The sequence below is a fragment of the Paenibacillus sp. S28 genome (assembly GCF_016624415.1).
GTDB lineage: Bacteria > Bacillota > Bacilli > Paenibacillales > Paenibacillaceae > Paenibacillus_AQ > Paenibacillus_AQ favisporus.
In genome coordinates this window covers 1,006,211-1,018,420 of record NZ_JACVTM010000001.1, presented here as the reverse complement: position 1 = coordinate 1,018,420, position 12,210 = coordinate 1,006,211, and the positions used below count along the sequence as shown (strand labels likewise).

General features: G+C 45.2%; 11 protein-coding genes. 6 read left to right on the top strand and 5 right to left on the bottom strand.

The window, feature by feature from the left end:
* Window positions 1-108 precede the first annotated feature (108 nt).
* Entirely contained in the window at window positions 109-810 is a 702-nt protein-coding gene (locus IAE55_RS04260; protein ID WP_183577123.1) for a Crp/Fnr family transcriptional regulator, read from the bottom strand.
* 760 nt (window positions 811-1,570) lie between these two features.
* Between IAE55_RS04260 and pdxR the strand changes: the two genes are divergently transcribed.
* A complete protein-coding gene (gene pdxR / locus IAE55_RS04255; protein WP_186382106.1) occupies window positions 1,571-2,983 on the top strand; it encodes a MocR-like pyridoxine biosynthesis transcription factor PdxR in 1,413 nt (470 codons plus the stop codon).
* 78 nt (window positions 2,984-3,061) lie between these two features.
* Here pdxR and IAE55_RS04250 read toward each other — a convergent pair whose 3' ends face one another.
* Complete coding sequence (locus IAE55_RS04250) at window positions 3,062-3,700, bottom strand: FMN-dependent NADH-azoreductase (RefSeq protein ID WP_200631028.1); 639 nt, start codon at window positions 3,698-3,700, stop codon at window positions 3,062-3,064.
* 1,041 nt (window positions 3,701-4,741) lie between these two features.
* On the opposite strand from IAE55_RS04250, the gene trxB reads away from it, so the two are divergent.
* The 5 genes from trxB (at window position 4,742) to IAE55_RS04225 (ending at window position 8,726) form a co-directional block, all read left to right on the top strand.
* Window positions 4,742-5,683, top strand: a complete 942-nt coding sequence (gene trxB / locus IAE55_RS04245; RefSeq protein WP_200631026.1) for a thioredoxin-disulfide reductase — start codon at window positions 4,742-4,744, stop codon at window positions 5,681-5,683.
* A 32-nt stretch (window positions 5,684-5,715) separates the two neighbouring features.
* On the top strand, window positions 5,716-6,060 hold the full coding sequence (gene trxA, locus IAE55_RS04240; RefSeq protein WP_200631024.1) for a thioredoxin: 345 nt from the start codon (window positions 5,716-5,718) through the stop codon (window positions 6,058-6,060).
* Between the two features lie 152 nt (window positions 6,061-6,212).
* Complete coding sequence (locus tag IAE55_RS04235; protein WP_200631022.1) at window positions 6,213-6,821, top strand: thioredoxin family protein; 609 nt, start codon at window positions 6,213-6,215, stop codon at window positions 6,819-6,821.
* 197 nt (window positions 6,822-7,018) lie between these two features.
* Window positions 7,019-7,759 carry an SDR family NAD(P)-dependent oxidoreductase gene (locus IAE55_RS04230; protein WP_145164423.1) on the top strand — a complete coding sequence of 247 codons (741 nt, stop codon included), beginning with the start codon at window positions 7,019-7,021 and terminating at the stop codon, window positions 7,757-7,759.
* Window positions 7,760-8,105: 346 nt separating this feature from the next.
* Window positions 8,106-8,726, top strand: a complete 621-nt coding sequence (locus IAE55_RS04225) for an NAD(P)-dependent oxidoreductase (protein ID WP_200631020.1) — start codon at window positions 8,106-8,108, stop codon at window positions 8,724-8,726.
* 142 nt (window positions 8,727-8,868) lie between these two features.
* Here the strand turns inward: IAE55_RS04225 and IAE55_RS04220 are convergent, their stop codons facing one another.
* From IAE55_RS04220 to IAE55_RS04210, 3 genes are all read right to left on the bottom strand, one after another.
* A complete protein-coding gene (locus tag IAE55_RS04220) occupies window positions 8,869-9,072 on the bottom strand; it encodes a DUF6199 family natural product biosynthesis protein (RefSeq protein WP_145164419.1) in 204 nt (67 codons plus the stop codon).
* An 816-nt stretch (window positions 9,073-9,888) separates the two neighbouring features.
* Window positions 9,889-10,998, bottom strand: a complete 1,110-nt coding sequence (locus tag IAE55_RS04215; protein ID WP_200631018.1) for a GerAB/ArcD/ProY family transporter — start codon at window positions 10,996-10,998, stop codon at window positions 9,889-9,891.
* Complete coding sequence (locus IAE55_RS04210; RefSeq protein ID WP_200631016.1) at window positions 10,995-12,191, bottom strand: Ger(x)C family spore germination protein; 1,197 nt, start codon at window positions 12,189-12,191, stop codon at window positions 10,995-10,997. Before IAE55_RS04210 ends, IAE55_RS04215 begins: the two co-directional genes overlap by 4 nt.
* Window positions 12,192-12,210 lie beyond the last annotated feature (19 nt).

Here is a 12,210-nt window from a genome sequence, read left to right as displayed (position 1 = left end):
TTCGGAAACGATCGCTTTTTTATCTTGGACTATAAAGATTGTCAAAAATTGCATTAGATTGGTAATCCTCAATGCCCAGGAAAGACCTTCGGCAGGGCATCTTCAGTATCAATGTGTAGAATTTTGAGGAATATGTTCTTCAAGTATTGTAACAGCAAGTTGAACAGACAGGCGAGATGTCTTAACGACGCCTTCCTTGGCAAGTTCACTCATCACGCCACTAACCGCTTCACGGCTAGCACTGAGCATATTGGCAATCTCTTGATGCGAAAGAGGCAGATCGATCAGGGCATATCCGTCTTGAATGATGCCGAACTTTGTGCTCAGTGTGGAGAGGAGATGGAGCAAGCGTTTCCTGAGACCATGAAGCGCAAGCTGCTCCAATTGATCCTCCCGCTCCTTTAACCGGTCACTGAGTGCTTTAAGAAATTTGAGCGCAAGCTGAGGCCGATTGATCATCAGCCGTTCGAACTGAAGCTCGGACATGGTGCAAAGAAGCGATGATTCCAACGTTTCAATATATACTTGCCTGGTTCCGAACGAGAATGAATTTAACTCTCCGAATATATTTCCTCTTGTAAGAATGCCAAGCGTGAACTGTTTTCCGCTGTCGTTCAGTTTATAGAGTCTAAGCTTGCCCTCCTTGACGAAATAGAGTCCCTCACGCGCGGACTCGGGGGTTTGGACCAATGTGTTTTTTGTAATCCAATTGAAATGATGGATGGTATCTAACTGATCGATCTCTCGTATCTCTTCTTGCGACATTTCTTCAAAGATGCTGATTTGCGATAAATACCAGAGCTTGTTCATTGATTATCGAGCCTCCAAATGGTGTTAGCCAACGGGATACGGATTCTTGATAAGCTGCCATGCTTCTCCCTTGGTTGGTTTGTAAATATTTAAATGTTACAGCCCTTTATTCGAATACCCAGTCGCGTATATACTTTCCTGGACCTTACACGCAATTGATTTCCGAATCGGCGAAAACGGCATTCGACTGCTTCCTTATCCTGGCAGAAGGGGATAAGTTTTGTTCCAAAATAGCAGTATGAAGTAGCATGGAGCGGAATGCGCAACCATACGCAAAAATGCCACACACTATATCATAACCAGTGAACAGGCAATCCCCTGTTCACAGTATGATTGCCGAGTCGAATAGATACGAGTCGAATGGATAGCGGGCGAAAGTAAGCCCATGCAAAGAATCAGGATAGAGGTTAATAAACTGGGAGCAAATGCATTCATGCCCAGATATCGTCGAATGACCTCTAGTATAGGTGCGATTAAACTAATCGTAGACCTCAATACATAGATGCCATAAAGAGGGCGGTATCAGAACCCAGTCGCCGCCTTCGACAGTATTCCCTGAGGCTGAGTTTGCTTCACTATTTCGGACGTCCCTCGTTCACGAGTCCGAATAGGACAAGGTTCGGAGGTTCATCAGTTCATCTTCTATCCCAAGCTTTGTATTGGTAATTATTCATTTTAGCATGTAAAATTGGATTCAATCAGATCCACTTTTATTTGAAAATCAGCATACCACTTATTTTAAATGAAGGAGAAATGCTTTATGCCTCCACGCACGCCTGCTACAGTTGAGACTAAAACCAAACAAATCTATTCCTTGCTGCGCGAACAGATATTTCAAGGTGTCTATGCAGCCGGTGTTAAACTACCATCGACGCGGGATTTGGCAAACGAATTCGGAGTATCACGTGCACTTATCGTGGACGTGTTTGAACAGCTAATCGCCGAAGGGTACTTGGAAGGCCGACAAGGCTCTGGGAGCTATGTCGTTGATCTTGGCGGAACCAAACGACAATTCTATTCACAGCTTCAAGAGATCCATTCTACCGGTGAAGGGACTGTTGCGGAACCCCCGGCTCGCTTCCAAGGCATTGATTTTCGCCCAAGTTTTCCGGCTTTGGAACACATCCCTTTCAAGAAATGGAAAGAAACCGCTATTGCCGCATATACAAATACTCATTCAGGAGACTTTGGCTATGACGATGACCCTGCAGGCAATTGGCAACTTCGCACGAATATTTGTCAGGTTTTGCTGCATACCAAAGGGATTCGGTGTCTGCCTTCGCAAGTGATCATAACCGCCGGAGCGACTCAAGCCATAGCCATGCTGTCCAGGCTATTATTGAAACCGGGGGACGCAGTAGCCATAGAAGATCCTAACGCCACCTTTATTCAACATATTTTTGAATCGACAGGTGCTGATATTATCCCGGTTCCCGTAGATGAGCATGGTCTGCGCGTTGACGACCTGCCGACTCATCGGCGCCCCAAATGCGTGTTCGTCACTCCTTCACATCAATTTCCTTTAGGCAGCATTCTTTCCATTGGGCGGCGCATTCAGCTTATAGATTACGCCCGACAAACCGGATGTTATATTATCGAAGATGATTACGACAGCGAATTCCGGTATGCAGGAATGCCGGTACATGCCCTACGAGAGCTCGACTCGGAACGTATCGTCTATATCGGGACTTTCAGTAAAAACTTGTTTCCTGCATTGCGTATTGGTTATATGGTAGTTCCTCATGAGCTGCTAGATCCGCTTCTTCGTTTAAAAAAGCTGTTAGATATGCACTGTCCGATCTTGCCGCAAATCACTTTGGCGAGATTTATCACCGAACGCCACCTGGAACACCACATCGCCCGTATGAAGCGTATTTACAGCAAAAGACGAAAATGCCTCATCGCAGGTTTGTCCAACATTTTCGGCAACAGAGTGAAAATATCCGGGGATGCGGCAGGCCTGCATTTGGTTGCGGAAATGGCCGAAAGCTTCTGCGGCTCCCAAGTAGTCGCTCAACTTGAGGAACTTCATATTAAAGTGTATCCAGCAGAAAGATACACCATTGTAAAAGGAAGGTACGAAAATCAACTTATTATGGGATTTGGTAATGTGGGAGAAATCAACATTTTAGAGGGAATCAAGGCGATTGCGAGTGTCTTAAGACAGTGTTAAGAAAAGCACTGCGAGACGTAAAAATGGGGAGCGGTTAACAAAAAAATCCCCTCGAGGGGGATTTTCACGTCCGGTTCGTTACCAGGCCGCGGCAAGCTTGACGGCCTGTTCCATTGCTGCCCGGATGATCTCTTCCGCGCGCTCCGGCTGAAAATCATGGCCTTCAACGTACAGTGCTTGGATGTCACGAATCCCGACGATGCCGAGCACCTGGCGCAGATAGGGGTGGCTGTAATCCATGGCCGCTGCCGGCCCTACGGAGTAAATCCCGCCGCTTGACTGGATGTGCAGCGCTTTTTTGTCGCGCAGCAGGCCGACCGGCACGCTTTCAATGTAATGGAACGTCTTGCCGACAATGACGAAGGCGTCGATGAACGCCTTGAGCCGAGGGGGAATGCCCCAATTCCACATGGGGGAAACGAACACGTATTTATCGGCGCGCATTGCCATCTCGGTAATGTCGTTAAGGGCATTAACTTTCTGCTGTTCCACGGGTCTTAGTTCGGAAAAGTCCAGGCGTTCTTTTCTTAATTTCTCCCATGCCCGCACGACATCGCCATCGACTGTCTGGAACGTTTCTTGGTAGACATCGAATACTCGCACGCTGTCGTCCGGATGAGCTTCCTGATAGGCTTGAAGAAACGCCCGTCCGACTTGCAGGCCGACTGAACGGTCCGGCGACTTGGGGGTAGCGGTGATATATAATAATTGCGTCAAGTTACTGCCTCCTAAATTTGTAATGTGAGCGGTAATCTTCGTAAGTGAGAGGAAGAAAGTGAAAATTTCTAGAGCGCGGCATCACGGCTACAGGCCGAAGCGCGAACGGAGTAACTCGCGATAACGCGGGCTGTTGACAGTGTCCCCGATTAATGGCCCGGATATTCCAGCTACTCGTCGTAAAAATACGTAAGAGTGCTTAACCATCTCATAGATAGCCGACTCTGGTAAAGAACCCTCGAGAATAATCTTATTCCTGTGCTGTTTGATCATATGATAACCCTGTCGAACTTCAAAGCAAACTCGTTATTGCTTCCCGATTCGTCCTGTCCGCTTTTATTCGGGTCTCGGGATCGCCAGAATTATCCGGTGTCTGACCTCTTGTTGCAATGGTCACTTCATGACCTTCCACGATCATAGACGAACCAACCGGCTACGATAAACGCTGTTCCTCCCAAAACGAGCGAGTATCTACATCCGAATTCTCCTTTCATGTTTGCATTCCTACTTTTTAATGGGGAAACTTTCTCCCGCCAGGAAAATAGATGCGGTTAATTGATAACCATTGTCCATAGCAGGCTGTCCGCTTCTTGCAGATTATCATGCCAGCCGAATCGGCGTCTGTAATCTACTTTACATTGGTCTTCCCGTATTTCGTATTTTAAATATGGTAAAGAACTGTAAGCTACTTTACAGAACACCGTTTTTATTTGGATTTATAATCAAGACCGATGTAACCCGCGAAGCAGAAGGTCGTTATCACTTTTGGCCGCTCCGATGCGTTCGGAAGCTCACCAGCCAGTCGAAGGCTGATCGCGTGCCCAATTGTAATCTGGTTTACAGATAAATAAAAGAATTGGTTTGTAAAATAAAACTAGGAATGAACGAAATTTGTAAGGGAGATGCTCGAAATTTTTTAGCCTTATCTGGAAAAACACCACAGGTCATTGGAGTATTTCTCTCATACGTTTTGTTTCAAATCTATTTGTAAGCAAGTTACATGCTACGTGATATGGATGAAAACCGAGGAGGAGTCTACCTATGCATTACAAAGCGATTATTATCGGTACAGGTCCGGCAGGTCTAACAGCGGCAATCTATCTGGCAAGAGCGAATGTTACTCCACTTGTCATTGAAGGAATTCAACCCGGTGGTCAATTGACGACAACAACGGAGGTCGATAACTTCCCCGGGTTCCCAGACGGAATTATGGGTCCCGAGCTTATGGATAACATGCGCAAGCAAGCACTGCGCTTCGGTGCTACGATTCAGTCTGGTCTGGTGACTGGAGTGGACATGTCCAATCGGCCGTTCACACTGTTCTTGGAGGACGGCAGTAAATTGACGGCTGATTCACTGATTATTTCGACAGGTGCATCGGCCAAGAAGCTGGGCATCCCTGGTGAAGCTGAGAATATTGGCAGAGGTGTCAGCACCTGTGCGACCTGCGACGGTTTCTTCTTCCGCAACAAGAGAATCATCGTGATTGGCGGTGGAGATACTGCGATGGAAGAGGCGAAATTCCTGACCCGTTTCGCGTCCGAAGTTCGCGTCGTGCATCGCCGTAATGAACTAAAGGCTTCGAAGATCATGCAAGATCACGCGCGCGGAAATGAGAAGATAGCTTGGAGCTTGAACCGGACACCGCTTGAAGTAACGGCTGGTCCGATGGGCGTAAGCGGACTGAAAGTGCGTAACAACGAAACGGGCGAAGAGGAACTGTTGGAAGCCGACGGGATTTTCCTGGCGATCGGCCACACGCCGAATACGGGCTTCTTGGGCGGGCAGCTGACAACGGATGAGCTAGGTTACCTGCAAGTCATTTCGGGCACATCCCAAACCGCCATACCTGGCGTTTTCGCCTGCGGTGACGTGCAGGATCGCATTTATCGCCAAGCCATTACGTCGGCTGGCAGCGGCTGTATGGCTGCGCTGGATGCAGAACGGTTCTTGTCCGAGCAGACGCTTCATATTTTCGCATAACGAATCAAAAATTCCTTAGGGAGGCATATGCCATGTCAGTTCAACCGATAACAGATGCTATTTTCCAAAATGAGACCGCAGCGGGCACTGTGCTCGTCGATTTCTGGGCACCTTGGTGCGGACCTTGTAAAATCGTAGCTCCGATACTAGACGAACTGTCTACCGAGATCGGCGATAAAGCCAAAATCGTAAAAATCAACGTGGATGATAATCCGGAATCCGCGGCCAAGTACAACGTCATGAGCATTCCCACCCTGTTAATATTCAAAGACGGGCAAGTCGTGAACCAACTAGTCGGGGTGCAACCGAAAGATCTATTGGAGGCTGCTATCAAGCAGGCCCGAGAGTCAGAAGATACACCTATTCACCATGATTAACTCAGCAGCACTTTGCTTTATTCCAAAGGAGGATCTGAAGAAGGAAGGATTGGGGGAATACCTTTACCTAATTGAAAATGATTCTTCGATGGAGTTTTATGAGATCCGCATTCGGCAGTACCCCAAAAATAATGAGGAGGAAGCGTGAAGTAATGGGAGCACGATTGAACTTAAAACACAAAATCGGTCAAGGAATTCCACCTCAACAATTCATAGATGGCATGCAGAATCGGACGATGGAGACCAGTAATATCACGAATACCAAAGAGCGGTTCATCTCCGTTTACGAGAATTTCACATGGGCGCAAGAAGATCAGAAAGTATTTTTCACCACTTTAAACAATCCCTCCGACCTCCACTGCTTGATTCTATGTACAGATTGGTGCCCGGACGTCATCTGGAACGTCCCCTTATTGTTTCGAGTGATGGAGCAGAGCGGTATTTCTACTGAAGTGTTGCTCATGGAAAAGCATTTGGAAACTATGGATCTCTTTCTCACGGATGGCGGGCGAAATCAGCCAATCGCGGTTTTCTTGAATGCGTCCGGAGATGTTCTAGGCAGATGGGGAGCTCGTCCGGCCTATATCCAGGCCGTGATGGATCGGTTTAAAAAGAACAATCCCAATAAACAGGCAGCCAATTATAAGGAGAAACTGAACCTAACCTATCGGAAGATCGGCGATCTCTATCAAGTTAACAACGAATATCAGGAAGTTATCCTTCGCGAATTAAGAGATTTGTTCACTACCTTTTCTTCGTGAATGTTCAATCTATCTGAGCGTAGGGATGACCGGACAGCAGTCACTTCACCATTATTGATTGTTGTCCGTATCAAACCTGAAAGATAATCTTAGTAGGCTACGCAGCAGCCCTTCATTAGTCCAGGTTCTCGTCCTTTTTTTAAGATGAGTTCACGGCCAACACCGTAGGTTTTTATTTATAAAGGAGCGTGCAGGAAATGAGTATCCATGGCAAAGTTGTTATAATTACAGGTGGCAGCAGCGGGATTGGAAAAGCACTCGCCATTGAATTGGTCAAACAAGGAGCAAAGGTCGTTATAAACGGTCGCCGTGAACAAGCGCTGGCTGAAGCGGCAAGAGAAATTGATTCCACGAATACCCAAGTTGCCTATGTGGCTGGAGATATTTCGAATCCTGAGGTAGCGAAGCGATTGATCAGCGAAGGACTTACTCGTTTTGAGCGTATTGATACGCTTGTGAACAATGCGGGGATTTACTTGGGAAAACCATTTACAGACTACACAGCCGAGGAATTTGAAACGGTGCTGTCTACTAATGTGGCAGGCTTCTTCTATGTTACCCAGTATGCAGCGGCAGAAATGCTGAAGACTGGCGCTGGGCACATCGTTAACATTACGGCAGGCGTCGCTGAACAGCCAATAAAAGCCGCACCTTCCGTGCTGGCTGCGCTGACGAAAGGCGGACTGACATCAGCAACCAAGTCACTGGCGATTGAGTTTGCAGACAAGGGCATCCGCGTGAATGCTGTTGCGCCTGGAGTCATTAAGACGCCGATGCATCCGGTAGAAATCCATGATTTTTTGAGTAAACTACACCCAATGGGGCGCATGGGCGAGGTTCAAGAAATCGTCCACGCCATTCTTTATCTGGAATCTGCAGATTTCGTCACCGGTGAGGTTCTTCATGTCGATGGCGGTCAAAGTGCCGGCCATTGGTAAGAACGATTTTCAATCGATATGGTAAAATTTAAGAGCGAGATGCTCATGCAATTGCGGATTTACGATGTGATTCCTGGCCGCATGCAGGCAATATTGAATCGCTTCCGGGATGGCACGATAAGAAAGGGGAACTTTCAAGCCTTCACAGAAACTCCGCAATATATGAAGAATGCACCTTTCATTCATCATTGATAACTAACTGAGTATAGATAATAAAGCTCGAAGGGTCCCAAGCTACTATGGTTCGTTACTTGGGACCTCTTCTTTAAGACTGAAAATGAGACCGCCTCTCGAATAAGAAACGCTGAGAATAAATGTAAGTTATTGGCTTTGGGAGGTTCTTTTTATGAATCTATTGGTTTTAGGTGCAACTGGACGAGTAGGGAGCCATATTGTTAAACATGCTCTTCATGACGGACATCATGTGACAGTATTAGTCCGTACCCCAGAGAAGATTCAAAATTTTAATAAAAATTTGACTATTCTAAAAGGTAATGTTCTAAATAAAGAAGATATCACACATGCAATAGACGGAAATGATTTGGTTATTAGCGCACTAAATACAGATGGTACAACAACTCTATCCGTTAGTATGCCATTAATCATCGAAGCAATGTATAACGCAGGTATACAACGTATCATAACCGTAGGAACGGCCGGTATTCTTCAAAGTGAGATCTCCTCTCCTTTTTTAAGATATCAATCAAGTGAATCCAAGCGTAGGTCAACCCGTGCAGCAGAAGAACATCATCAGGTATATAATTTGTTAAAACATTCAACTCTTCATTGGACTATCGTATGTCCTACTTTTTTGGAGAACCGAGAAAATATAGGGGAATATCGTGTGGAACGGAATATTTTACCTGAAGGCGGCATTAAAATATCTGTGTTGGATACAGCAAAATTCACGTACAACCAGATTAAAGATTGCAATTTCATAAGATCACGTGTAGGTATTGCTTACTAAACGGCAAATTTTATAAATTGTTTTGGAGATGCTTAAAATTATTAACTTGTCGCGCTGAGCTAACGGGAAACGTTAGTTCAATAAAAAAAGGCAGCTGCATAAAAAACCTTTAATCTCTTCCGGAGAGGAGAAGGTTTTTTTGTTAAAGCGCAAAGAAAAATGAACCAATCACTATTGCAATAAACCCGCCGAATTTTCGAGCTTCAATGTAGGCGTCACTTGGCTCGGAGTCGTCTTTTACTTTCCACGCTTCATTCATATTCCAGCCAAACGTGGGCTTAATGCGACTCAGGATGCCGAGTGTAATAAAAATAGTTCCGAAAACAAGGTAGAATGTTTGAACCATGGGTAAATCAGCTCCTTTATTTATAAGACGTTCAGAAGCTGCTTGAGGTTCCGCTTAGAATCAAATCATGAAAGATGTCGGGGGACAAGAACAAAGTCCCATTGAAAGTCGCTATTATAGCGGCTTTTTTATTTTATCGGTAAAAGTTCTTGTCCCAAACCAAAGATAGTACCGATTGCCGAAAAGGACAAGAACATGAGCCGATTACCGATTAGATTGGTTTGAACAATTGAGAGCAGAAATAGAGGGACATATTGCATAATAAAAATACGCTTTGGTGTAAGCGCGAACGTTTGGACGTACAAGCTCAGATCGATACAGCCCAAACCAAGCGTTTGAGGCTTGAGATCGAGCACAGAATCCAGAACGACCCGGAGTATGTTTGAATCGTTCCGGTAACTTTATCGCCGTCAGCAATCCGTTCACTCCTTTTTAGCAATAAAAAAACCGCCTTTGTAAAAAGGCGGTCTATTACGCTATCGTACTTCGTTCTTTACCCACATAATCGCTTTTTAATCACCTTGATACCTTTTAAAGCAAACTCATTTTTTGGTTCAATAAAAAAGGACGCTCCCGCGCCATCGCTTAGGAACGAACCGAGGCTCCGATTGCTTCGACAACCTCCTTTTGTCTATACCCCTCGCGTTTTCGGATATATTTAAGCTCTTCACAATCAAATTCCATCAACTGTGGACCGGCGTACAACCTGTACCAGAAATCATCTTCATCTTCTTCTTTCCCATAATCCGCGTAGTTGCGGCTATTATATTTTCTTGTCAAAACCAGACGACAAGAACATAGATCGTAAGGTTTCACCTACAATTTTTTCGGATGTGATCGCCGTTTTCGAACCTTGCCAATCATCCACATAAGGAATGGAATACCGATCAACTCAATAGGCATCACGTAACGAACGCTTAGATGAAGCTGAATTTGGGAAGTGTAGAGGACAGTTTTAGGAAAAATCCAAGCTATAATATATACGGCCGGAGAAATTACCCAGACTGAAATACTCCAACGTTTCAAGCCCATCCATTGGGACATCCCGTAGCAAGCAATAAATAAATAAAGGCTCAATTTGAGAAACACACTGAAGAACCATAAAACAGACGAAAAAATTTCGATGTTCTGGATGAACTCCATAAGTGAGACGTATCGCATCATCTCAAATGTTGGAAACAGCATCTTTGATGCTAATGCAGATCCGAAGATGGATAAAGCCGTTAAGGTCAGCACAGAGGAAATGATGGCAACTGACGCGACAGCCCAAACGGCAAATTTAGTACCTTGACGGGGATTCTCCATGAACTTGGTCACCATCAACAGAAATACGGTGTCTCCCAGAACCGAGGCCGGCGCCAGACTTCCTCGCATAATTGCTCTTGCTCCTGAATCCGAAAAAATAGGGAAAATTTGTTCTAATTCGTAATTGTTAAAGCTCAATAAAGTGATCGCAACAATGATCAACAATATGACGGGTCCCATCAATTGGCTGCATCGTCCAATTCCCTCGATTCCTCCAGCCCAAACTAAGCTTACCACTATTACCATCATGAGAAGCATCAGGACGCTTGTAGGGGTTCGATCAAACAAGATCATTTGAAAGAAATCGGAAAATTGACGAAGAAGAGACCCAGACATGACTATCCATATTAATAAAAAGGGGACCACCAAAATCTTCCCAAACCAACTCCCTAAGATTTTCGTACTGAAGTCGTTGAGCGATTGTTCAGGGTACATAAGGGACAGGGCCCTGGAAAGAAGAGTGATTCCGCAGGCAATAGCTCCGCCGACCAGGTAAGAAATCCACGCATCCTGCTTCGCTGTTTGGATGACTGGCGATTGCGTGAAGAACAATGTCATAGCACACTCGATCGAAAACGTGATCCAAAATACCTGTATGTTAGAAATTCTCGGTGTATTCATTTGATCGTTTCTTCCTCCCGCAGATACAAACCTGGCCCCGTCAACCCTATTTGGGTTATGGTCAATTCAGCTTTGACATCGAATTCTGCTGCTGTAAAATAATTATTCCAGTTGTCTTTTATTTTTTTCCAAGCTGACGGGCTTTTCCGGTGCAAAGTCTCACCAAATCCGAAAATATCTTCTTGGTATGTGTTCTGCATTTTTAAGATGATTTCTTTAATTTCCTTTGCTGCTTCAACTTCTAATGCTTGTTTAACTAACTTGACATTAGTTGGGCTACGAAGATCCAACCGAGTCTGGTTCTCACGAATAACGCCTTTGCCCGTTAACTTGACATGAAAGACGATTTTTCCATTGTGGTTTTCTGGTAAGATTCTACGCCCTATCCGTGACAAGTGAATGCTGACTCTCCCTTGATTTTTCGGAATGGGCGTTGTCACAGTGGTGCTATTTAAAACACCTGTAATCCAATTTACATTTAACGCTTCTTCTTGACTGATAAAACCTTTTAATTTCAGCTTTTTTTTATCGAAAATGGCTATGCCATTCATCCGAAATGATTGTTGCTTAGTTACGTCCTCAATTTTATTACCTTTCCGATTCAAAGAGATCACGGGTAATACGGGGCTAACACCATCGCTGCTAGCTGCCCTTAAAAATCTCATGAAAGTGGCTTGTTTCATGCCACTCGTATGTTCCAGTTCTTTATATGCGCCGATCGCGGGTATTTTCTCCAAGGGATATGTTGATTGGATCAATTCACGTGCGGTACCATCTTTTACGACGAAGATATCAGTTCGTAACCGGACCAGTGGATTCCTAGAGTGTTCATCCAGCATATCCGTGACACCATCTCTTGCGAACTGTTCTCCAAGAAAAACGACCCTACGGTGGCTCGGAAATACTTCCCTGGATAGACTTCCTTGTAAATCGGCTGCGGCTTGACTAACGTTTTTTCCCATTCCCGAAACCACGAAATTGCTTGTGCCATTTCCGGAGGAACCTCCTTTTCCTCCGGTTTGGCCTTGTTTGCCGGGGATCAGAATTTGGCCACTTAATACGATATCCCCCCTCCCGTCCCTGTCAAACCCTGAGCCGATCCAGATGGACCGGCTGCTAAGCTCCTTTTGATCCCAGCATCCTGTCGTGAGCACTAGAATAAGTAAAAGGGCAATCCCAAATTTAAAATACATGGGCCGTCACCTTCCTTTG